This window comes from Pseudomonas sp. UC 17F4, assembly GCF_900101695.1.
Taxonomy (GTDB): Bacteria; Pseudomonadota; Gammaproteobacteria; order Pseudomonadales; family Pseudomonadaceae; genus Aquipseudomonas.
This window is the reverse complement of the sequence record NZ_FNKV01000001.1, coordinates 3429966-3451976: the sequence shown is the minus strand read 5'-3', so window position 1 is coordinate 3451976 and position 22011 is coordinate 3429966. Positions and strand designations below refer to the sequence as shown.

At 63.4% G+C, this 22011-nt stretch carries 16 protein-coding genes and 1 riboswitch; of the genes, 6 read left to right on the top strand and 10 right to left on the bottom strand.

Features of this window, described 5'->3' with window-relative positions; all coding sequences use genetic code 11:
- Positions 1–2: 2 nt before the first annotated feature.
- The 3 genes from BLR26_RS15745 to BLR26_RS15735 all read left to right on the top strand — a co-directional run bounded on the left by BLR26_RS15745 (position 3) and on the right by BLR26_RS15735 (position 2741).
- Entirely contained in the window at positions 3–1190 is a 1188-nt protein-coding gene (locus BLR26_RS15745) for a type II secretion system F family protein (protein ID WP_093382220.1), read from the top strand.
- 38 nt (positions 1191–1228) lie between these two features.
- A riboswitch (TPP riboswitch) is annotated at positions 1229–1343 on the top strand.
- A gap of 81 nt (positions 1344–1424) precedes the next feature.
- Positions 1425–2072 (top strand): TenA family protein, encoded by a 648-nt coding sequence (locus BLR26_RS15740; RefSeq protein ID WP_093382217.1) that lies wholly within the window; start codon positions 1425–1427, stop codon positions 2070–2072.
- 3 nt (positions 2073–2075) lie between these two features.
- On the top strand, positions 2076–2741 hold the full coding sequence (locus BLR26_RS15735) for a TenA family protein (protein ID WP_093382213.1): 666 nt from the start codon (positions 2076–2078) through the stop codon (positions 2739–2741).
- 19 nt (positions 2742–2760) lie between these two features.
- Here the strand turns inward: BLR26_RS15735 and xerC are convergent, their stop codons facing one another.
- A complete protein-coding gene (xerC, locus tag BLR26_RS15730; RefSeq protein ID WP_093382210.1) occupies positions 2761–3675 on the bottom strand; it encodes a site-specific integrase in 915 nt (304 codons plus the stop codon).
- Between the two features lie 181 nt (positions 3676–3856).
- On the bottom strand, positions 3857–4663 hold the full coding sequence (locus BLR26_RS15725) for a hypothetical protein (protein WP_176794252.1): 807 nt from the start codon (positions 4661–4663) through the stop codon (positions 3857–3859).
- Positions 4664–4778: 115 nt separating this feature from the next.
- On the opposite strand from BLR26_RS15725, the gene BLR26_RS15720 reads away from it, so the two are divergent.
- Positions 4779–5426, top strand: coding sequence for a DUF1345 domain-containing protein (locus tag BLR26_RS15720; protein WP_093382204.1), 648 nt, complete (start codon positions 4779–4781; stop codon positions 5424–5426).
- On the opposite strand, the gene BLR26_RS15715 is transcribed toward BLR26_RS15720, so the two are convergent.
- Positions 5352–6608, bottom strand: coding sequence for a pyridoxal phosphate-dependent aminotransferase (locus BLR26_RS15715; protein WP_093382201.1), 1257 nt, complete (start codon positions 6606–6608; stop codon positions 5352–5354). The genes BLR26_RS15720 and BLR26_RS15715 overlap by 75 nt on opposite strands.
- Positions 6609–6916: 308 nt before the next feature.
- On the opposite strand from BLR26_RS15715, the gene BLR26_RS15710 reads away from it, so the two are divergent.
- Positions 6917–7177 carry a DUF1652 domain-containing protein gene (locus tag BLR26_RS15710; RefSeq protein ID WP_045198261.1) on the top strand — a complete coding sequence of 87 codons (261 nt, stop codon included), beginning with the start codon at positions 6917–6919 and terminating at the stop codon, positions 7175–7177.
- Here BLR26_RS15710 and BLR26_RS15705 read toward each other — a convergent pair whose 3' ends face one another.
- Positions 7178–9262 carry a putative bifunctional diguanylate cyclase/phosphodiesterase gene (locus BLR26_RS15705; RefSeq protein ID WP_093382198.1) on the bottom strand — a complete coding sequence of 695 codons (2085 nt, stop codon included), beginning with the start codon at positions 9260–9262 and terminating at the stop codon, positions 7178–7180. It lies immediately after the preceding gene.
- A 363-nt stretch (positions 9263–9625) separates the two neighbouring features.
- Complete coding sequence (locus tag BLR26_RS15700; RefSeq protein ID WP_093382194.1) at positions 9626–10405, bottom strand: CgnE/CgnB domain-containing protein; 780 nt, start codon at positions 10403–10405, stop codon at positions 9626–9628.
- Between the two features lie 452 nt (positions 10406–10857).
- On the opposite strand from BLR26_RS15700, the gene BLR26_RS15695 reads away from it, so the two are divergent.
- Positions 10858–11994, top strand: coding sequence for a PheS-related mystery ligase SrmL (locus BLR26_RS15695; protein ID WP_093382190.1), 1137 nt, complete (start codon positions 10858–10860; stop codon positions 11992–11994).
- A 91-nt stretch (positions 11995–12085) separates the two neighbouring features.
- Here the strand turns inward: BLR26_RS15695 and BLR26_RS15690 are convergent, their stop codons facing one another.
- The 5 genes from BLR26_RS15690 to tpx all read right to left on the bottom strand — a co-directional run bounded on the left by BLR26_RS15690 (position 12086) and on the right by tpx (position 21903).
- A complete protein-coding gene (locus BLR26_RS15690; protein ID WP_093382187.1) occupies positions 12086–13570 on the bottom strand; it encodes an efflux transporter outer membrane subunit in 1485 nt (494 codons plus the stop codon).
- Entirely contained in the window at positions 13567–16674 is a 3108-nt protein-coding gene (locus BLR26_RS15685; protein ID WP_093382184.1) for an efflux RND transporter permease subunit, read from the bottom strand. Before BLR26_RS15685 ends, BLR26_RS15690 begins: the two co-directional genes overlap by 4 nt.
- 118 nt (positions 16675–16792) lie before the next feature.
- Positions 16793–19888 carry an MdtB/MuxB family multidrug efflux RND transporter permease subunit gene (locus tag BLR26_RS15680; protein ID WP_045198253.1) on the bottom strand — a complete coding sequence of 1032 codons (3096 nt, stop codon included), beginning with the start codon at positions 19886–19888 and terminating at the stop codon, positions 16793–16795.
- On the bottom strand, positions 19885–21168 hold the full coding sequence (locus tag BLR26_RS15675; RefSeq protein ID WP_093382181.1) for an MdtA/MuxA family multidrug efflux RND transporter periplasmic adaptor subunit: 1284 nt from the start codon (positions 21166–21168) through the stop codon (positions 19885–19887). The genes BLR26_RS15680 and BLR26_RS15675 overlap by 4 nt, the downstream gene beginning before the upstream one ends.
- Before the next feature lie 234 nt (positions 21169–21402).
- Positions 21403–21903 carry a thiol peroxidase gene (tpx, locus tag BLR26_RS15670; RefSeq protein WP_093382179.1) on the bottom strand — a complete coding sequence of 167 codons (501 nt, stop codon included), beginning with the start codon at positions 21901–21903 and terminating at the stop codon, positions 21403–21405.
- Between the last annotated feature and the right edge of the window lie 108 nt (positions 21904–22011).

Sequence of the window (22011 nt, the reverse complement as noted above, 5' to 3'; positions counted from 1 at the left end):
GCATGCGCTATGAACTCAAGGCCCTGGGCAAGGCCGGGGTGGTCTTGCTCCAGGTCGACGCCCAAGACCCGGGCCAGGCCCGCGAACAGGTCGAGCAACAAGGCTTGCGGGTGGTCAGCGTGCGCAGTTGCCAGCGCCTGGCCGGTCTGCGCTGGCGGCGTGGCGAGGTGTTCAACCTGGTGCTGTTCAGCCAGGAGCTGACCACCCTGCTCAATGCCGGCCTGCCGCTGATCGACGCCCTCGAGAGCCTGGCCGAAAAAGAGACCGCGCCCCAGGCACGCAAGACCCTCGGCGAACTGGTGCGCCTGCTGTATGAAGGCAAGTCGTTCTCCCAGGCCCTGGCGCAGTTGCCCAGCGTGTTCCCGCCGCTGTACGTGGCGCTGGTGCAATCGAGCGAGAAGACCGGCGCCCTGGGCGATGCCCTCGGCCGCTATGTTGCCTACCGCCAGCGCATGGACGAAGTGCGCCAGAAGATCATCAGCGCCTCGATCTACCCGCTGCTGCTGTTGCTGGTCGGCGGCGGCGTGGTGCTGTTTCTGCTCGGCTATGTGGTACCGCGTTTCAGCCTGGTGTTCGAAGGCCTGGGCACCGAGCTGCCATGGATGTCGCGCTGGCTGATGCAGGCCGGGATGTTCCTGCACGCGCATCAGCTGGCCATGGCCAGCAGCTTTGGGCTACTCATGGCGCTGCTGTTCATGCTGCGTCGCGAGCCGCGGGTGCGGCGCTGGCTGAACCGCCAGCTGGAACGCCTGCCGGCCCTGCACAAACGCCTGGTGATGTATGAGCTGGCGCGGTTCTACCGCTCGCTGGGGATCCTCCTGCAGGGCGGCATCCCGATTCTCACCGCCATGGCCATGGCCCGCGGCCTGCTCGGCGCGGCCAGTGGCCTGCGGCTGGAGCAGGCCTGTGAACGGGTCAAGGAAGGCCAGTCGCTGTCGGCGGCGCTGGAGGCCGGGCACCTGGTGACGCCAGTGTCGTTGCGCCTGCTGCGCGCTGGCGAGCAGTCGGGCAACCTCGGGCAGATGATGGAGCGCAGCGCCGACTTCTACGACGAGGAGATTAGCCGCTGGATCGAGTGGTTCGTGCGCCTGTTCGAGCCGCTGCTGATGACCTTCATCGGCCTGCTGATCGGCCTGATCGTGATCCTCATGTACATGCCGATCTTCGAGCTGGCCTCGAGCATCCACTAGCGCAACGCGTGACAATCCAGGGCCCTTGCTGTATAGATTCGGCCACCAAGGGGAGCCCGGCAACGGGCTGAGAAACCGCTGGCATGTGCAGCGCGGTGACCCTTCGAACCTGATCCGGATCATGCCGGCGAAGGGATGGGTATTGTGCACCTGCCTTTTTGCCGGCCTCACTGCGGGGCCGACCATGCCAGACATCACCGGCCCCGCTGTCGTCACAATAAAAAGGACAACAGCATGACCGCGCGCTTCACCGACAGCCTTCGCCAGCAAAGCGAGCCGAGCTGGACCCAGTGCATCGAACACCGCTTCGTCAATGAACTGCTCGACGGCAGTCTGGCCGACCCTGTGCTGGTCAACTACCTGATCCAGGATCACCGTTTCATCGATGCGTTCCTGACCCTGCTCGGCGCCGCCATCGCCAGCGCCGATACCTTCGAGGCGCGGATTCGCCTGGGGCGCTTTACCGGGGTGATCGCCGGTGAAGAGAACACCTACTTCCTGCGCGCTTTCGAAGCCCTGGGCGTCAGCGAGGCGCAGCGCCTTGAGGCACCGGACTCAGCGCCGACCGCAGGCTTCAAGGCGATCATGCGCGAAGCCGCGGCCACCCGCTCCTACGCCGCCGCCCTGGCGGTGCTCAACGTCGCCGAGGGCCTGTACCTGGACTGGGCGCTGCGGGCCAACAAGCAACTGCCGCCGCGCTTCGAGCACGCCGAGTGGATCACCCTGCACGACAACCCGGCGTTCCAGGACTTTGTCGCCTTTCTGCGCGCCGAGCTGGACCGCGTCGGGCCTGCACACGCACAGGTCAGCCGCGACTTCTTCCTGCGCAGCGTGGCGCTGGAACAGGCGTTTTTCGACGCCGCCTACGACATTGAGGGCTAAGCCATGGATATCTTCGAGCGCCTGAAACAGGCCGCCAGCGCCGACTGGCACAGCTACGTCGAGCACGACTTCGTTCGCCAGATGGGCGCCGGCACCCTGGCGCAACCGGCGTTTCGCAAGTACCTGGTGCAGGACTACCTGTTCTTGATCCAGTTCGCCCGCTCCTGGGCCCTGGCCGCCTACAAGAGCCGCACCCTCAGCGACATCCGCGCCGCCCAGGCGGGGCTGGCGGCGATTCTCGACGAAACCGAGCTGCACGTGCGCCTGTGCGAGCGTTGGGGGCTGTCGGCCGACGACCTCGCGGCGACACCGGAGCACCAGGCCACTGTCGCCTACACCCGCTTCGTGCTGGACTGCGGCGCCGCCGGCGACCTGCTGGACCTGCACGTGGCCCTGGCGCCGTGCGTGATCGGCTACGCCGAAATCGGCCGCAACCTGACCCCCGACGGCGTTCAGGCACTGGGCGATCATCCTTACCGCGAGTGGATTGGCGAATACGCAGGCGCCGGCTACCAGGGCGTGGCCACGGCTGCCCGCGCGCACCTGGATGACCTGGCCGCGCGAACCATGACCGAGCGCCGCTTCGAGGAACTGGTCAAGGTCTTCGCCCAGGCCTCGCGGCTGGAAGCCGACTTCTGGCAGATGGGGCTGGATGCGGCTGGACAGTAAGGGTTAAAGATTCCACAGGTCAGTAATCGTAGCGATCCACCGCCCGCCGCCGCTCGTTGTCATCGCGCATGTCGTAGTTGGCGGTGGTCTGGATGTTGGTGTGGTGGGCCAGCTTTTGCGCGATCGACAGGTCATGCTCTTCGATCACCCGGGTGATGAACGAGCGGCGAAAATCGTGGGGCATGATCTTTACCCCTACTTGAGTGCCACGCTGGCGGGCGATGTAGTAGATCGCGTGCTTGGTGATGCGCTCGCGGGTGATGTGGCTGCCACGGCGGATGCGGTTGAACAGGAACTCGTCGTCGGCCTGCCCTTCAGGCAACTGCTCGCGGCGAAACGCCAGCCAGGCGTTGAGCTTTGCAAACGCCCAGGGCGGCGCGTACTTGATCAGTTGCTTGTTACCCTTGCCCAGCACCTGCAGGCTGCGTTCGCTGAAGTCGACCTGGCTGAGGGTCAGGTTGACCGACTCGGACTTGCGCATGCCGGTGCCGTACAGCAAGGCGATCACCGCCGCATCGCGCAACCCCTGCGGGCGCGGGTCGGCAGCGCAGGCGTCCATCAGCTCGCGAATCAGGCTGCGCTTGAGGTTGCGCCCGGCCGGCAGGCGCGTGCCCTGGGTCGGCTTGACCGTGCGGATCTTGAGCAACTGCTCCTGGCTGATCAGGCTCAGGCGCCAGGCCTCGTTCATTACCCCGCGTACCGCGTTGACGTACAGCGACGAGGTGTTCGGCGCATAGCCATCGGCGCGCAAGGCCGCCACCAGGGCGGTGACATGCCCGGGCTCGAGCTGGTGCCAGGGCACCTCGGCGATGTCGCAATCCTCGAAGCCCAGGCGGTCGGCAGCATCCTGGAGGATGTACTTCATGGTCAGCTGGCTGGACGGCGCCAGGCGGGCGAGGTATTGCAGCAAGGGGTTTTGCAGTGAATCGGACAAACCGGGAATCCTGTAGAGCGCAGCTGAGGTCAGGGGCCTGCAACGGGCCAGTCTGACTCGTGACAACACCGTGGCCACTGACCTGCATCACAATCAGGTCATTGATTGGCAAGTCTTTTTAGCCACGGCAAGAATCCCGATAGTACCTCATCGTCGCCCCCGGAATCGATTGAGGGCATTTTCATGGCACCGAGTCATCCAGGTACAGCTTCACGGTTTCGCGGGTCAGCGACATGACTTCATGGGTCAAACCGTTGAAATCCGTCTCGCCATGCTCCAGGTAGCCGTCACTGCGCTTGACCACATAGGCCACGTAGCCGCGTGGGCGGCCGGTGTCGTTATCGATGATTTGCAGGCGGTCGCTGTACAGCGGCAACGGCTCGATCCGCGGCACCAGGGGCGAACGACCGATGACAATCGGCTCGGGCTGCCACTGCACCAGGCGCTCGCGGTGCCGGGCCACTTCGGTGAGCACCTGGTCGACCGGCAACTGCAGGGTTTTCGAATAGTAGGCATCGTAAAGAAACGCGGTAATACTCAGTTTGCAGGGGACATGCGCCTTGTCCGCCAGCAGGCGCTGGATCGCCGGCTTGAGCAGTTCGGTCTGCGTGCTGCGGTCCGGGGTGGTCTTGTAGAAATGCGCGTTGACCACGTAGTTGTAGCCCTTGATTTCGGAGATGCCCTCGAAATCGACACCGCCAACCAGGCTGTAGATCATCGCATGGCCAACGGTGAAATCCTGGTCATCGTCCAGGGCGCAGGTAAACCACTCGCCGATCTGCCCGTCGCCGGTATGCCGTTCGAACAGGCTGATAATCTCTTCGTCGCTGCGAAAGCGCAGGGAGTAAGAGCCATCGTGATAGGTGAACGAGGTGAATTCCAGCGGCATCGACTCGATACCGTGGCTGCAACCGCCAAGCGCTAGCGCAGCGCCCAGGGCGCACGCGGCGAGGCGTAAAGAGGGGGCGAACAAAGGGGCGTCATCCATGAGCAAGCGAGGCGCGCAAGAATGCCCAAGGCCGCGCCCGCCAGCAAGCATTTCCGCGCCCGCAGGCGGCAACGATGGGCTACAGTTGCGGAGGAACCCCCTGCCCCGAGGCCCCATGGCTTTCCATCGACTGACCCGCACCCACCCGCGCCTGAGTTTTTCTGCCGTTGCCGGCTGCCTGGGCGGCTGGCTGATTCCCGCCGACAATCTGGTGCAGCACATCCTCACTGGCTGGAACATCGGCGTCTGGCTGTACCTGCTGCTGGTGCTGTGGCTGACCCTGCGCGCCAGCCCCGAGAAGGTACGCGAAGTGGCCTGTGTCGAAGATGAAAACGCCGGCCTGGTGCTGCTCACCGTCAGCATCGCAGCGATCGCCAGCCTTGCCGCAGTGACCCTGCAACTGGCCGCCAGCCGCGGCCTTGGCGGTGGCCCGCAACTGCTGCACTACGCCTACACCGGCTTTACCATTGCCGGCTCCTGGCTGATGATCGGCACCATCTTCAGCCTGCACTACGCCAGGCTGTTCTACACCGCCGGCAGCAAGGAGCCTTTGCTGCGCTTTGCCGATGGCGAGCTGAACCCCGACTATTGGGACTTCCACTATTTCTCGTTCACCCTCAACGTCGCCGTGCAGACCTCGGACGTGGGCGTTGCCGACCGGCAGATGCGCCGTATCGTCCTCGCCCACTCATTGGTGGGTTTCGTGTTCAACACCGCGATTCTGGGCTTTACCATCAACATCGCCGCCGGCCTGTTGAACTGACGGCACGCCTTCAAGCACCTGCATGGCGCAACGGGCGATGCGCTGGCAGGCCTGCTCCAAACGGTCGCTGTCGAGCACCAGGCCAAAACGCAGGTGGCCGGCGGCGCTGGGGCCGAAGGCGTCGCCAGCGAGCACCGACACCCCATGCTCCTCCAGCAGACGCTCGGCAAAGGCCTGGGCGCCAATGCCGGTCTCGCGGATATCGATCATCACGAACATGCCGCCATCGGGCTTGTGCACGCGGATGCCCGGGCAGCCGTCAAGGCTTGCGCAAACCCGGTCGCGCCGCTCGCGGTAGCGCTCGCGCATCTGCCGCACCTGGGGCAGGTCTTGCTCCAGGGCCACCTGGGCGGCGTCCTGGATAAAATCCGGCAGGCCGTACAGCATGCACAGCGCCAGGTTGCTCAAGTGCTCGGTCAACTGCTGCGGGCCGATCACCCAGCCGACCCGCCAGCCCGACATGGCATGGGACTTGGACAGACTATTGATGGTCGCGCTGCGTTCGGCCATGCCCGGCAGGCTGGCCGGGCTGAAATGCTCGCCCTCGTACAACAACTCGCTGTAGACCTCATCGGAAATCAGCCACAGGTCGTGGTCGATGCACAGCTGCGCCAGGCGCTGCCAGGTAGCCTTGGGCAGGCTGGCGCCAGAGGGGTTGTGCGGGCTGTTGAGCAGCAAGGCGCGGGTGCGCGGGTTAATACGCCGGGCGATGTCGTCAGGGTCGACCCTGAAGCCCTGCTCGGGGCGTACCGGCACCGGCACCAGCCTTGCGGCGCAGGCACCGAACACCGCTTCGTAGGTGACATACATGGGCTCGGCGACGATCACCTCGTCGCCCGGGTCGAACAGGCACTGGGCCACGCCATACAGCGCGCATTGCGCTCCGGCCAGCACCACCACTTCCAGCGGGTCGACCGGCTGGCCGCTGTGGCGGGTGTGATGGGCGGCGATGGCGCGGCGCAGGGCCTCGCTGCCGCGCACATCGGAATAGTGGGTGTGGCCACCGCGCAGGCTGTCGATGGCGGCGTCGACTATTGGTTGCGGGGTGTCGAAGTCCGGGTCGCCAATCGACAACAGGATGATATCCCGGCCCTGGCCTTGCAGTTCGACGGCGCGGTAGTGGATGTTCCAGGCAGCAGCACCGTCACCGGCGATACGTTGGGTGAGCGCGGAATAACGCATTGACGGTCTCCTTGACTGAACCTGGACGCGCCATTGGTCTGAAACTCCCAGGCAAGCATCCCAGCCGACTGTCGGTAAAAATAGCAGAGCGGCGCCATAGCAGGCGGGGAAATATTGCCAGCAAACGTTTGCCGCCAACACCAAAGTGGTCGCCGCGCCTGCCGGGGAACGTGAGCTGGGTCAAACTCTCGACAAACCGTCATCATCCTGGGCCGACACTGGCGCCATCAATGCTATGTTTAGGTTTCCCGCCGGGTCGCACCGACCCGCCCATTCTTGCGTGAGGTTCACCGTACAAGGAGGCCGGCATGAACAAGCTGACGTTCCCCAACGCCTGCCAGATGATGCGCTGGCATTTTCATCCGCTGGGCTTCGAGGCCAGCATGGACGCCCCGCGCAGCATGGTGGCGCGCCTGTTCGACCGGGCCACCGGCGAAACCCTGCTGGCGATTGCCGGCATTCCCTGCGCCACGCTGATGCACGCGGCGGACGTCGAGCGCATCATCGAAGCGGTTGAGGCCGAACTCGACGCCTTCGAACCGTCCTGCAACCTGCGTGCGGTCGGCTGATCAGCTGACAACCCGGGGCTCGCGCCCGCGCTCGATATCGGCAATGAAGCGCTCGGCCGGCTGTGGCTGGCCGAGCAGATAACCTTGCAACGAGTCACATCCCAGGCGGGTCAGGAAGCTCTGCTGGCGGTCGGTCTCGACCCCTTCGGCGACAATCCGCAAGCCCAGGGCCTGGCCCAGCGCGACGATGGCCGAAACGATGGCAGCGTCGTCGCTGTCCTGCTCCAGGTCTCGCACGAAGCCGCGGTCAATCTTCAATTCGTTGGCCGGCAGGCGCTTCAAGTACATCAGGCTCGAATAGCCGGTACCGAAGTCATCGATAGACAGGTCCACACCCATGTCCGAAAGCCGCTGCAGCACCTGCATGCTGGCGTCGGCATCGCGCATGGCGGTGGTTTCGGTGATTTCCAGGGTCAGGCTGTTGGCCGGCAACTGATGACGCGCCAGCACCCTGGCAACGCTCTCGACCAGCCCGGTGTGGCAGAACTGGATGGCCGACAGGTTAACGGCGATGCGCCAGTTGCTGTGGCCCCGGTCGATCCAGATGCGCATCTGCCGGCACGCCTCGTCCAGCACCCACTCGCCGATGGGGATGATCAGGCCGGTTTTTTCCGCCTGGATGATGAACCGGTCGGGCAGCAGCAGGCCATGTTGCGGGTGTTCCCAGCGCAGCAAGGCCTCGGCGCCGATCGGCTGGCACTCGAGGGCGTCGAACTTGGGCTGGTAGTACAGGCGGAACTGGCCCTGCTCCAGGGCCACGCGCAAATCCTGCAGCAGTTGCAGTTGCAGGCGGGCGTTGCTGTTCATCGACACGTCGAAGAAGCTGTAGCCGTTCTTGCCGGCGCTCTTGGCGTGGTACATGGCCGCATCGGCGTTGCGCAGCAGTTCGTGCTGGTCGATACCATTGCCCGGGTAGAGGACGATGCCGATACTCGCCGAGATCTGCAGGTTCTGTTCAGCAACGCGGAAGCTGCGCGAGATCAGGTTGACCTGCTTGGCCGCCACGCCCACGGCGTCGTCGGCTTCCTGCAGCTCGACCAGCAGCACGAACTCATCGCCGCCGATCCGCGCCAGGGTGTCCTGGCTGTGCAGGTGGCCGCGCAGGCGCAGGGCGACTTCCTTGAGCAACTGGTCGCCCATGTGGTGACCGAAGGCATCGTTGACCGGCTTGAAGCCGTCCAGGTCGATGAACATCAGCGCAAAACAACCGCCCTGCTCGGCCACCTTGCTGATCGCCTGGTCGATACGGTCGGCCAGCAGCGTACGGTTGGGCAGGCTGGTGAGGGTGTCGTGCAGGGCCAGTTGGGTCAGTTCCTGGTTGGCCAGGGTCAGCGAGCGGGCAAGCTCGGCGGTGCGCGCTTCCAGGCGCGCATCCAGCACCGAGGTCAGCAAGGCTGCGGCCAGCACTGCCAGGGTGGTGATCAGCACCAGGTAATCCAGGCCGTTGCCGCTCAGGCCGCCGCCCAGGGCGCCGCAGTAACTGCCTTCGGGGAAGTTCGCCGCGGCCATGCCGGTGTAATGCATGCCGACGATCGCCACGCCCATGATGATCGCCGCGCCGCCACGCAAGTGGCGCACGTACAGGGTTTGCTGGCGCAGGCGGAAGGCGATCCACAACGCCGCTGCCGAGGCGCCGACAGCGATCAGCAGCGAGGCGCTGAACAGCGCGGGGTCGTAGTCGATGCCCGGGGTCATGCGCAGCGCGGCCATGCCGGTGTAGTGCATGCTGCTGATGCCGGTGCCCATGATCAACGCGCCAGCGCCCAGTTGCAGCCACGGCAAGGTCGGCTGGCTGACCAGCCACAGGGCGAAACCCGACGACAGCCCGGCGATCAGCAGCGACAGCAGGGTCAGGGTAATGTCATAACCGAGCTCGATCGGCAGGTTCAGGGCGAGCATGCCGATAAAGTGCATCGACCAGATCCCGATGCCCATGGCCAGCGCCCCGCCACCGATCCACAGGTACACCGCACGGCCCTTGGCGGTGTTGATCCGGCCGGCGAGGTCGAGGGCGGTATACGAAGCAAGGATGGCCACACACAGCGAAATCAATACCAGCGACGAAGAGTAACTACCGATCAGCATGAGGCCTTCCACAACCCGTAGACCGGGCACTGGCGAGGCCCGGATAAAAGCCGATGATTGTACTCAACCTTTGGCGAAACGCACGGAGTTTTCGGTGGGTTGGAAAACCAGACCCAGCCAGTAAAAGACAGCGGATAACCTTTGGATTTCCCTCACTAACGCGGGTGACTCAAGGCCAAAGACGGTTGCGCAGCGCCCGTCTCGCCCTTAATGCTGACATTTGCTGGAAAACGCTAACTCGACCTCAGGAACCAACAGGTCAATGTGGTACCCAGACGCTCCGTCGCCAATGGCAACATGAATGCCCTCGACACCTTCATTGAGCTGAGAGTTGAGCTTATAGTCGATAAAACGAGCAATCGATTAATTCACACCGATAGCAAACTCGGTAAGTGGTAGACCTCTTTTGCCTGCGGCAACTGCCAATAAATCAGAACACTCTTCCCCCGCCACTAAAAAAGATACAATAGCATTGTCCATAACTTTCAGAATCGCACCACATTCAGCCACCGAGCGAGCAAGACCCTCGAGTTCACCTTTGAGTTCGGAGCGTAGCGCCCAGCCCTCATTCCTTATGACACTCAACATTCCTGTCACTTGCAACTGCCCAGTAAAACTAAATGGGCAAGGCGCTTCCGCTTGCATATGAGCGTAGTGAACCTCAAAAAACTCAGCGACAGAATGAATGTAGTCCCCTTCTGCATCATCCCTTATCATGGCGTAAGGCACAGCGTCTGAATGGATCAATGCTTGCCCTGTGTTAAAGCCGCCTGAAACAACAATGACATTCGCATCGTCGAGCTTGGCCAAGAGCTTTTCTTGTTGAGCCAACGAAGAACTGAAATCACTTCCAACGATTGCTTTGATCGCATATTCCGCATGCTGCACAGACGCCTCAAAAACATGCAACGCACAAAAAATGCACTTCCTGCCGACCCCGTGTGTGGCAATTTCAAAGGTATGCCTGGATGCCTCTTTCGAAAACGAGAGCACCAGGCTTCTTGGCGGCAACTCGGCCAGTTCCAGCAGGCTCTGTGCGGCGACCCCTCGCCGTTGCAAAATTGATTGAAGCTCAGACGAGTCGGTAACGATGACTGCCTCGCCATTGCGAACCCAGTCAAACCCGGTTAGATCAGCAGACATCTGTCACCTCCTTTGTTTCATGGTAGAGAGGCGCGCCTCTCTACCATGACTCACGGTTTAGTCTTCAACATGAGCCCAGGCAAGTGGTGCCCAACCGAAATTGTCAGGACCCGGCGCCATGCGCTTTAACGTGGACGTTGTAGCTTTCATCGCATTCTCCTTCAGTAAGTTCCGATGGCACCCCTCCAAATGAGGAGCGATCTATTCTTAGGCCTTCAATAAAGCCGATGCAATTATTTTCATCAACTTCTTTAGATTAATTTCAACTACGCCTTCCAGCAGATGTTTGCCCAGCCGTTTAACACCCAACGCCACGTGTAGCCGAACACCGAAAGAAACTTCCTTTTTTCCGATAACCACTTGCCGAAGAAAAAAACCAAGAGTACGTTTTTTGATCTCCCGATGAAAAACAGTTAAACATTACGCCACTCTTAGCCCAGGAACTACAGCGCATGCCTACAAACCGTACAATTCCGACAGAAAAACTAAAATATTCTTTAGAACTAAAAGACCTATCGGAAAAGTCATCGCCTTCTCACGCAATTCATTTGCTGCAGCAGGAAATAATTTCAGGCCTGCGCCACAAAGGATGGCCAGAGGCTCAACTTGTTACCGGGCCCAGGGTCGTGACCGCAGAGGAAAACTACGGCTTGCTGGGATACAGCCCTGACGAAATAACGCTTGGTAGTGCGCACACTCGCTGGGTAGATGAATTGACCTTGTTGCGAACTCAGACCACCAGCCAGATTCCCGCAGCGCTGCAGGCCGCAGCGAGATGCCGGGGCCCTGAAGAACTCATCATGATTGCTGCGCCCGGCATTACCTTCCGGCGCGACACGCGCGATCGCTGGCATTGCGCAGAACCCCATCAGATGGACATTTGGGTCCTCGGCGACCCTGCCCTGTCATCCCGAACCGAACTCCTGCGACTGGTCCGCGATATCCTTCACATTGCGGTGCCGGACATGGCCTGGATTTACAGCGACAGTCCGCATCACTACACCGAAGGCGGAATCGAGGTGAACCTTCTTGCAGAAGAACAGCCGGTAGAAGTGCTTGAATGCGGATGCATCGCCACATCGCTTCTTCAACGCCTGGGTATCGACCCGAATCAACATGGCGGACTGGCACTGGGCATGGGCCTGGATCGCCTGACCATGCTGCGTAAAGGGATTCCCGATATACGACTGCTCAGAGACGAGCATCCCCGCGTGCAAGCGCAGATGCACGACCTTCTTCCCTGGAGCCCCGTCTCCCGCCTGCCTTCCATCACGCGTGATATTTCCCTTGCCGTATCGCCCGGCCAAAGTGAAGAAGAGCTCACTGAAAAAATGCTGGTGGCTGCTGCGGACAGGGCAAACTGGATCGAAGAAATGCAAGTAAAAGGACGCTGGGCGGCAAGCGACTTGCCAACTCAGGCAATCGATCGTCTCGGCCTGTTGCCGGGGCAAGAAAACGTATTACTCAGCGTAGTGCTAAGGGACAGCTCACGATCTATCGCAACCGAAGAGGCCAATGCGCTTTACGAACGCATTCAGGCGGCGCTGCATGAAGGTACACCCGGCGGCGGATACCGGATGAACCATTGAGCGAGTTTTGTTGCGAGCCAAGCGTAATTGCAGGGCGGCTCAGGCCCCCAGCAGTATTTCAGCTGAAGCCTTCTGGCTGAGTGCTCGCGCTTTACTGCTCGGCAAACGCCGCCTGCGCCTCCCAGCCCCCACCCAGCGCCGCGATCAACTGCACGCTCGCCACCAACCGCCCCTGCAGCAGGTTGAGCACGCTGCGCTCGTTGCTCAGGGCGGTGGTCTGCACGTTGACCACGTCCAGGTAGGCGATCAGCCCGGCCTTGTACTGGTTGTTGGTCAGACGCAGGGATTCGCGGGCCGAGGCCAGGGCTTCGCTGCGCACCCGCGCTTCGTCTTCATAGACCTTGAGCTGTACCAGGTAGTTTTCCACTTCCTTGAAGCCGTCGAGCACGGTCTGCCGGTACTGGGCCACGGTCTGGTCGTAGACCGCTTCGCTGCGGTCGACTTCTGCCGCGCGCTGGCCGGCGTCGAACAGGGTCATGGCCAGTTGCGGGCCAACCGACCAGAAGCGGTTCGGCAGGCTGATCCAGTCGCTGAAGCTGCTACTGCTGTAGCCGCCGCTCATGCTCAGGGTCAGGTCCGGGAAGTAGGCGGCGCGGGCCACGCCGATGCTGGCGTTGGCCGACATCACGTTACGCTCGGCCTTGGCGATGTCCGGGCGGCGCTCCAGCAGTTGCGAAGGCAAGGCCAGCGGCACTTGCGGCAGGGCCGGGATGTCCTTGCTGTCGGCCAGGGCGAACTCGGCCGGGGCCTTGCCGAGCAGCACGGCAATGGCGTTTTCCAGCTGCGCGCGCTGCCACACCAGGTCGATCAGGTCGGCCTGGGTGCTTTTCAGCTGGGTCTGCGCCTGGGCCACGGCGTCCTTGCCCGAGACCCCGGCACGGTACTGGTTCTCGGTCATTTTCAGCGAACGCTCATAGGCCTCGACGGTGGCCTCGAGCAGGCGCTTCTGTTCGTCGATCACCCGCAGTTGCAGGTAGTTCTGCACCAGTTCCGACTGCAGGCTCAGGCGGATCGCCGCCATGTCGGCGAGGCTGGCCTCGGCGCTGGCCTGGTTGGCGGCCAGGCCGTCACGCAGTTTGCCCCACAGGTCGGCCTCCCAGCTCACCCCCAGCTGGGTGTTGTAGGTGTTGCGGATGCCGCTGCTGTTGTTGCTCAGGCTCGAACTCGAGCTGCCGGTGCCCTGGCTTGAGCGGGTTTTGCCGGCCGACAGGTCGAGGCTTGGGAACAGGGCGCCGCGGGCGCTTCGCACCAGAGCCTGGGCCTGGCGGTACTGGGCTTCGTACTGGGCGACGGTCTGGTTGCCGGCGTTGAGCTGCTCGACCAGGCCGTTGAGCTGGGCGTCGCCGTACAGCTCCCACCAGGCGCCGCGGGCGATGGCGTCCGAGGGGTTGGCCTGGGTCCAGCCTTCGGCGTGCTTGAAGGCCACCGGCGCCGGGGTTTCGGGCCGGTGGTAGTCCGGGCTCAGGGTACAGGCGCTGAGCATCCCCAGGCACAGGGCCGAGGCCAGCAGGCGCGAGCCGCGGGCAGCCAGCAACGGCTGCAGCGAACGGTCGGAAAGAAGCGGACGTCGGGTCATAGCGGGGTTTCCAAAGCAGCGTCGGTACGCACGCCGCGCCAGCGGTTGAAGCGATGGCGCAGGCGGTCCAGATAGAGGTAGACCACCGGGGTGGTGTAAAGCGTGAGGATCTGGCTGAAGACCAGCCCGCCGATGATGGTCAGGCCCAGCGGCTGGCGCATCTCGGCGCCTTCGGCGTGGCTGAGCAGCAGCGGCAAGGCGCCGAGGATGGCCGCCAGGGTGGTCATCAGGATCGGCCGCAGGCGCAACAGGCAGGCACGGCGGATCGACTCCTCCGGGCTCAGGTGCTCGTGGCGCTCCAGCTGCAGGGCCAGGTCGATCATCATGATCGCGTTCTTCTTCACCACGCCAATCAGCAGGAACAGGCCCAGCAGGGAGATCAGGCTGAACTCGCTGCCGACCACATACAAGGTCAGCAAGGCCCCTACCCCGGCCGATGGCAGGGTCGAGAGGATGGTCAGCGGGTGAATGTAGCTTTCGTAGAGAATGCCCAGCACCAGGTACACCGCCAGCAAGGCGCCGAGAATCATGAACGGCTGGCCCTTCTGGCTTTCGGCGAAGGCATCGCCGGTACCGCCGAGCTTGGCGATCACGTCCTCGGGCAGGCCGACCTTGGCCACTGCCCGCTCCACCGCGGCCAGGGCCTGGTCCTGGCTGTAGCCTTCGGCAATGTCGAAGTTGATGCTCTCGGAGGCAAACTGGCCTTCGTGGCTGACGCGGTCGTCGGCCAGGCTGTTCTGGTAATGGGCGAAGGTGGACAGCGGGACCCGCGCGCCGTCGGCGGTGATCACCTGGACCTGCTCGAGGGTGCGCGGGTCCTGGGCATATTTGGGGTTGATCTCCATCACCACCTGGTACTGGTTGAGGCTGTCGTAGATGGTCGAGATCTGCCGCTGACTGTAGGCATTGTTGAGCACCGAGGTGACCATGCTCATGTCGATGCCCAGGCGCTTGGCCTGTTCGCGGTCGACCACCAGGGTGATCTGCTGGGTACCGCCGCCTTCGCGGGCGTCGATGGCGGTCAGCTCCGGCAGGCTCTTGAACGCCGCGACCACCTTCGGATACCACTCGCGCAGGGCCGACAGCTCGCTGCTTTGCAGGGTGTAGAGGAACTGCGAGCTGCTCTGGTCGCGACCGCCGCCGAACTGCAAGTCCTGGTCGGCCATCAGGAACAGCCGCCCGCCGGGCACCTTGGGCATCTCTTTGCGCAGGCGCTCGATGATCTTCTGCGCCGAGACCTTGCGCTCGCTGATCGGCTTGAGGCGCACCAGCACCATGGCGTTGTTGGTGCCGCTGTTGCCACCAATGAAACCGGCAACGCTTTCCACTGCCGGGTCGGCCAGCAAGGCGCGGCGGAAGATCTCCATCTTCGGCTGCATGACCTGGAACGACAGACCGTCGTCGCCGCGGACAAAGCCCATCAGCTGGCCGGTGTCCTGCTGCGGCAAAAAGGTCTTGGGCACTACCACGTACAGGGCGATGTTGACCGCGATGGTCACCAGCAGGCTCAACAGGGTCAGGCGCCGGTGGCGCATGACCCAGTCAAGGCTGCGCCCGTAGCCGGCCATCATGCGCTGGTTGAGCTGCTCGCTCCAGCGTTGCAGGCGGGTCTGTTGCCCCTCGGCGTGGGGCTTGAGCCAACGTGCGCAGAGCATCGGCGTCAGCGTCAGCGACACCAGCAGGGAGACCAGGATCGCCACTGCCAGGGTGATCGAGAACTCGCGAAACAGCGAACCGACGATGCCGCCCATGAACAGGATCGAGACGAACACCACCACCAGCGACAGGTTCATCGACAGCAAGGTGAAGCCCACCTCCTTGGAACCCATGTACGCCGCACGCATCGGCGGTACGCCTTCGTCGATATGCCGGGAGATGTTCTCCAGCACCACGATGGCGTCATCCACCACCAGGCCGGTGGCAAGAATCAGCGCCATCAGCGACAGGTTGTTCAGAGAAAAGCCGCACAGGTACATGGCCGCGAAGGTGCCGACCAGCGACACCGGCACCGCCAGGGTCGGGATCAGCGAGGCGCGCAGGTTGCCGAGAAACAGGAACACCACCAGCACCACCAGCACCACGGCGATGATCAGGGTGTGCTCGGCTTCCTTGAGGGTCGCCTTGATCACCGGCGAGCGATCCATGGCCACGTCCAGCTTGACGCTGGCCGGCATCAGCGACTCCAGGGCCGGCAACTGCTCCTTGATTTTGTTCACGGTCTCGATGATGTTGGCGCCGGTCTGGCGGTTGATCACCAGCAGCACCGCGTCCTGGTCATTGAAGAAACCACTGTTGTAGCGGTTCTCCACCGCGTCGCTGACCTTGGCCACATGGCTCAGGCGCAGCACCGCGCCATCCTGGTAGCGAATCACCAGCGGCTCGTAGTCCTTGGCTTTCTCCAGCTGGTCGTTGGCCTGCACCTGCCAGTTGCGCTGGCTGTCTTCGACAAAGCCCTTGGGCCGGCGCTGGTTGGCGTTGGCGATGGTCTGGCGCACGTCGTCCAGGGACACGCCGTACTGGTTGAGCAAGTGCGGCTCGAGCTCGACCCGCACCGCCGGCAGCGAACTGCCGCCGATCTGCACTTCGCCGACCCCCGGCACCTGCGACAGGCTCTGGGACAGGATGGTCGAGGCCAGGTCGTACAACTGGCCCTTCTGCAGCACGCTTGAGGTCAGCGCCAGGACCATGATCGGCGCCTGGGACGGGTTGTATTTCTTGTAGGTGGGCATGCTGCGCATGCCGCTGGGCAGCAAGTTGCGCGAGGCATTGATCGCCGCCTGCACCTCGCGCGCGGCGGCGTCGATGTCGCGGCCCTGGTCGAAACCGAGGATCACCCGCGTCGAGCCCTGGCTCGAGCTGCTGGTAAGGGTGGTCACCCCGGAGATCGCGCCCATCGAGCGCTCCAGCGGCGTGGCCACGGTCGAGGCCATGACCTCGGGGCTGGCGCCCGGCAGGTTGGCCTGGACCACGATCACCGGGAACTCGATCTGCGGCAGCGGCGCCACCGGCAACAGGCCAAAGCTGACACCGCCAAGCAGCATGATCGCCAGGCTCAGCAGCATGGTCGCCACTGGGCGGGCGATGAACGGAGCTGAGAGGTTCATGGGCGGTAGCTCCAAGCTGCAAGCTGCAAGCTGCAAGCAGTTTGAGGTGACCTCTGCAACTGCGGTCCGGCACCAGACCGCTTGCAGCTTGCAGCTTGCGGCTTGGAGCTGGCGCCGATCATACCAAGTCTCCGGTCAAGCCACGGGAGCGAAGGCGCCTCGACAACCGATCAAAGTACAAATAGATGACAGGCGTAGTGAACAGCGTCAGCACCTGGCTGACCAGCAGCCCGCCAACCATCACCAGGCCCAGGGGCTGGCGCAGCTCGGCGCCGGAGCCGCTGGCGAGCATCAGCGGGATGGCGCCGAACAGTGCCGCCAACGTGGTCATCAGGATCGGCCGGAAGCGCAGCAGCGCGGCCTGGTAGATGGCCGCTTCCGGGGCCATGCCCTGGTTGCGCTCGGCCTCGAGGGCGAAGTCGATCATCATGATCGCGTTCTTCTTGACGATACCGATGAGCAAAATGATGCCGATGATGGCGATCATGCCCAGGTCGTTACCGGAGAGGATCAACGCCAGCAAGGCGCCCACCGCCGCCGACGGCAGGGTCGAGAGGATGGTCACCGGGTGGATGTAGCTCTCGTAGAGCACGCCAAGCACGATGTACATGGTCACCACCGCCGCCAGGATCAGCAGCAAGGTGCTCGACAGCGAGGCCTGGAAGGCTTCGGCCGCGCCCTGGAAGCGGGTTTGCACGCCCACCGGCATGCCGATGTCCTGCTGCACCTGCTCGATGACCTTGACCGCCTCGCCGAGGGCCACGCCGTCGCCAAGGTTGAACGACATCATCACCGCCGGGAACTGGCCGATATGGGCAATCGCCAGTTGCGCCTGGCGCTGCTCGATGCGCGCCAGGCTCGACAGCCGCACCTGGCCGCCGTCGGCAGCCTTGACGTGAATCTGCTCGAGCACCTGCGGGCCGATGCTCGACGCCGCCTCGGCCTGCAGCACCACGCGGTACTGGCTGGCCTGGGTGTAGATGGTCGAGATCTGCCGCTGACCGAAGGCATCGTAGAGGGCGTTGGTGATGTCGGCGACGTTGATGCCCAGGCGGCTGGCGGCGTCGCGGTCGATCACCAGGAATACCTGCAGGCCCTTGTCCTGCAGGTCGCTGGCGACATCGGTGAGTTCCGGGCGTTGCTGCAGGGCATCGACCAGCTTGGCGCTCCACTGCGCCAGCAGCTCGGCATCCGGCGAGGACAGGCTGAACTGGTACTGAGTGCGGCTGACCCGGTCTTCGATGCTCAAATCCTGCACCGGCTGCATGAACAGGCGGATGCCGACCAGCTTGTCGACCTCCGGTTGCAGGCGGGCAATCACCTGGGCTGCGGTGAGGTCACGCTCGCCATGGGGCTTGAGGTTGATCAGCAGGCGACCACTGTTAAGCGTGGCGTTGTCGCCATCGACGCCGATGTACGACGACAGGCTCTGCACCGCCGGGTCCTTGAGGATCACCGCGCTGAGCTGCTGCTGGCGCTGGCTCATGGCGCTGAACGACACCGACTGCGGCGCCTCGGAAATACCCTGGATCACCCCGGTGTCCTGCACCGGGAAGAAGCCCTTGGGCACCACCAGGTACAGCAGCACGGTCAGGCCCAGGGTCGCCACGGCCACCAGCAGGGTCAGCGGCTGGTGGCGGAGCACCCACTGCAGGCCACGGCCGTAGTAGTCGATCATCCAGTCGATCCAGGCGCCGCTGGCACGGTAGAAACGCCCCTGCTCTTCCTCCTTCGGTTCGCGCTTGAGCAAGCGCGCGCACATCATCGGCGTCAGGGTCAGCGACACCACCAGGGAAATCAGGATCGCCACCGCCAGGGTGATGGCGAATTCGCGAAACAGCCGGCCGACCACATCGGCCATGAACAGCAGCGGGATCAGTACCGCAATCAGCGAGAAGGTCAGCGAAACCAGGGTGAAGCCGATCTGCCGCGCGCCTTTGAGCGCCGCCTGCATCGGCGTCTCGCCCTCTTCGATGTGCCGCGAGATGTTCTCCAGCATGACGATGGCATCGTCGACCACAAAGCCGGTGGCGATGGTCAGGGCCATCAGGGTCAGGTTGTTGATCGAGAACCCGGCCAGGTGCATGACCGCAAAGGTGCCGATCAGCGACAGCGGCACAGCCACCGAGGGGATGATGGTGGCGCTGAAGCGGCGCAAAAAGATGAAGGTGACCATGACCACCAGGGCGATGGCGATCAGCAGCTCGTGCTGCACGTCCTTGACCGAGGCGCGGATGGTCTGGGTGCGGTCGGTGAGCACGCTGACATCCAGGCCCGCCGGCAGGTTGTCGGTGATCGACGGCAGCATCGCCTTGATCCGGTCGACCACCTCGATGACGTTGGCCCCGGGCTGGCGCTGGATGTTCAGCAACACCGCCTGGTTCTGGTTGGCCCAGGCCGCCAGGCGTTCGTTTTCGGCGCCGTCGACGATCTCTGCGACGTCCTTGAGGCGCAGCGGCGCGCCGTTGTTGTAGGCGAGAATCAGGTTGGCGTATTCCTCGGGCGAACGCAGCTGGTCGTTGGCGTCGAGCATCGACACCCGCGTCGGGCCATCGAAGTTGCCTTTGGGCTGGTTGACGTTGGAAGCGCCGATCAAGGTGCGCACGTCGGCCAGGTTGAGCCCGGCCGAGGCCAGGGCGTCGGGGTTGACCTTGATCCGCACCGCCTGGCGTTGGCCGCCGGCGATGCTGACCATGCCGACGCCGCCGATCTGGGCGATTTTTTGCGCCACGCGGGTGTCGACCAGGTCGTTGAGCTTGGGCAGCGGCATGGTTTTCGACGAAATCGCCAGGGTCAGCACCGGCGTGTCGGCCGGGTTGACCTTGTTGTACACCGGTGGCGCCGGCAGGTCGCTGGGCAGCAGGTTGCTGGCTGCGTTGATCGCCGCCTGCACCTGTTGCTCGGCAACGTCCATGTTCATGTCCAGGCTGAAGCGCAGGGTCAGCACCGAGGCGCCACCGGAGCTGGTCGAGGCCATCTGGGTCAGCCCGGGCATCTGCCCGAACTGGCGCTCAAGCGGCGCAGTGACCGCGCTGGTCATCACCTGGGGGCTGGCGCCGGGGTACAGGGTCATCACCCGGATGGTCGGGTAATCGACCTGGGGCAGCGCCGCCACCGGCAGCATCTTGTAGGCGATCAGGCCGGCCAGGACGATGGCCAGCATGCTCAGGGTGGTCGCCACCGGGCGCAGGATGAACAGCCGCGAGAGGTTCATGCGCCGGCCTTGCCCTGTGCGCTGTCAGCGGCGGAGGCTTCTTTCTTGTCCTGGCCCTGCAGGTGCTGGCCAGGGGTGACCGGCACTTCGGCGCTGTCGTTGACTACTTCGACCTCGCTGCCATCACGCAAGCGGTCGGTGCCTTCGAGCACCACCCGCTCGCCCTTGGCCAGGCCTTCGTTGACCACGGTGAGATCACCATCGCTGGCGCCCAGCGTGAGCTTGCGGATGCGTACCTTGTTGTCGCCTTCCATGACATAGACGAACGAGCCGTCGGTGCCGAACTGGATCGCCGCCGACGGCGCCATCACCACACCCTTGAGGGTATCGGCGAGCAGGCGCACGTTGACGAACTGGTTGGGGAACAGCGCTTCGTCCTGGTTTTCGAAGAAGGCCTTGAACTTCAGGGTGCCGGTGGTGGTGTCGATCTGGTTGTCGAGGCTGCGCAGCACGCCGGCCGCCTGTTGCTTGCTGTCGCTGCGGTCCCAGGCCTCGACCGGCAACTGCGCGCCGCTGCGGTAGCGCGCCAGCACCGTGTTCAGCTCTGTTTCCGGCAAGGTGAAGGCCACGGTGATTGGCTGGGTCTGGGTGATGACCACCAGCGCGGTGGTGTCGTTGGCCGCCACCAGGTTGCCGACGTCCAGCTGGCGCAGGCCCAGACGGCCGCTGATCGGCGCGCGGATGCGGGTGAAGTCGAGGTTGAGCTTGGCGTCGCCTACCGCCGCCTGGTTGGTCTTGATCGTGCCCTGGTACTGGCCGACCAGTGCCTCCTGGGTATCGAGGGTCTGCTTGGCGATGCTGTCTTCGGCGAACAGGCCTTTATAACGCTGCAGGTCGATCTGGGCGTTTTTCAGTTGCGCCTGGTTCTGCGCCAGAGTGCCTTCGGCCTGTTGCAGAGCGATCTGGTAGCTGCGCGGGTCGATCTCGGCCAGCAGGTCGCCGGCCTTGACCTTCTGGCCTTCCTGGAAGTTGACCTTGACCAGTTCGCCGCCGACCCGGCTGCGCACATTCACCGTGTTGGTCGCGGTCACCGTGCCCAGGGCCTTGAGGTATACCGGGAAGTCGCCAACCGTGGCCGGCTCGACCCGTACCGGTACTGGCCCGCCGAACGCGCCAAAACCCGGCCGCCCGCCCTTGCCGCCCGGCGCGGCACCGGCCTTGTGCGCCGCCGGCGACGGCCACAGCCACCAGCACAGGCCGGCGACCAGCAGCAGGATCAGCAGGCCGACAAGCCAGCGACGGGAGGAACGGGAACGAGAAAGCATCGGTTGATCGACCATTGTGCGGGAAAGAATTCTTTTCAGGAGGCTGAACGATAAGCACTGCAGACAGATAAGCAAAGCGCCTTTACCGGCACTTTACCTTGAGCTTACGTAGCTAACGTAATGAACTATAAATAAAAACGGCCTGGACGAGGGCCAGGCCGTTACATCTCTTCGCAATTCTTCGCGGGGCAAGCCCGCTCCTACAGGGATGGTGTAGGAGCGGGCTTGCCCCGCGATCGGCTGTCACTGTTACTTCAGAACAGCCAGGGCAGCCTCATAATTCGGCTCTTCGGCGATTTCGCCAACCAGCTCGCTGTGCAGCACCTTGTCGTTCTCGTCCAGCACTACCACGGCGCGGGCAGTCAGGCCGGCCAGCGGGCCGTCGGCGATTTCAACACCGTAGTTGCCGAAGAACTCACGGCCGCGCAGCAGCGACAGGTTCTGCACGTTCTCCAGGCCTTCAGCACCGCAGAAGCGCGCTTGAGCGAACGGCAGGTCGGCGGAGATGCACAGGACGACGGTGTTGCTCAGCTCGTTGGCCTGGGCGTTGAACTTGCGAACCGAAGTGGCGCAGGTCGGGGTGTCGACGCTTGGAAAGATGTTCAGCACTTTGCGCTTGCCGGCCAGGGAAGCCAGGGTCACGTCGGCAAGGCCTGCACCAACCAGAGAAAACGCAGGTGCCTGGGCGCCGACTTTCGGCAGTTCGCCTTTGACCTGAACCGGGTTGCCTTTAAGAGTCACTTTAGCCATGAACGAAGTCCTTATGCGGGGGTGATTAAAGGACCAGAGTTAACCATGAAAGTGCCCGTCTACCTATGGGCGAATGTTAAATTGTTGAATTGCCAGACAACTTTTGTG

Excerpts from the sequence above, each read along its gene's own strand:
- BLR26_RS15725 (WP_176794252.1), bottom strand. The coding sequence starts at position 4,663 with ATGGATGACGCCCCTTTGTTCGCCCCCTCTTTACGCCTCGCCGCGTGC.
- BLR26_RS15680 (WP_045198253.1), bottom strand. The coding sequence starts at position 19,888 with ATGAACCTCTCGCGGCTGTTCATCCTGCGCCCGGTGGCGACCACCCTG.
- BLR26_RS15695 (WP_093382190.1), top strand. The coding sequence starts at position 10,858 with ATGCCTACAAACCGTACAATTCCGACAGAAAAACTAAAATATTCTTTA.
- BLR26_RS15710 (WP_045198261.1), top strand. The coding sequence starts at position 6,917 with ATGAACAAGCTGACGTTCCCCAACGCCTGCCAGATGATGCGCTGGCAT.
- BLR26_RS15715 (WP_093382201.1), bottom strand. The coding sequence starts at position 6,608 with ATGCGTTATTCCGCGCTCACCCAACGTATCGCCGGTGACGGTGCTGCT.
- BLR26_RS15685 (WP_093382184.1), bottom strand. The coding sequence starts at position 16,674 with ATGAACCTCTCAGCTCCGTTCATCGCCCGCCCAGTGGCGACCATGCTG.
- BLR26_RS15690 (WP_093382187.1), bottom strand. The coding sequence starts at position 13,570 with ATGACCCGACGTCCGCTTCTTTCCGACCGTTCGCTGCAGCCGTTGCTG.
- BLR26_RS15675 (WP_093382181.1), bottom strand. The coding sequence starts at position 21,168 with ATGGTCGATCAACCGATGCTTTCTCGTTCCCGTTCCTCCCGTCGCTGG.
- BLR26_RS15705 (WP_093382198.1), bottom strand. The coding sequence starts at position 9,262 with ATGCTGATCGGTAGTTACTCTTCGTCGCTGGTATTGATTTCGCTGTGT.
- BLR26_RS15700 (WP_093382194.1), bottom strand. The coding sequence starts at position 10,405 with ATGTCTGCTGATCTAACCGGGTTTGACTGGGTTCGCAATGGCGAGGCA.
- tpx (WP_093382179.1), bottom strand. The coding sequence starts at position 21,903 with ATGGCTAAAGTGACTCTTAAAGGCAACCCGGTTCAGGTCAAAGGCGAA.
- BLR26_RS15745 (WP_093382220.1), top strand. The coding sequence starts at position 3 with ATGCGCTATGAACTCAAGGCCCTGGGCAAGGCCGGGGTGGTCTTGCTC.
- BLR26_RS15720 (WP_093382204.1), top strand. The coding sequence starts at position 4,779 with ATGGCTTTCCATCGACTGACCCGCACCCACCCGCGCCTGAGTTTTTCT.
- BLR26_RS15735 (WP_093382213.1), top strand. The coding sequence starts at position 2,076 with ATGGATATCTTCGAGCGCCTGAAACAGGCCGCCAGCGCCGACTGGCAC.
- BLR26_RS15740 (WP_093382217.1), top strand. The coding sequence starts at position 1,425 with ATGACCGCGCGCTTCACCGACAGCCTTCGCCAGCAAAGCGAGCCGAGC.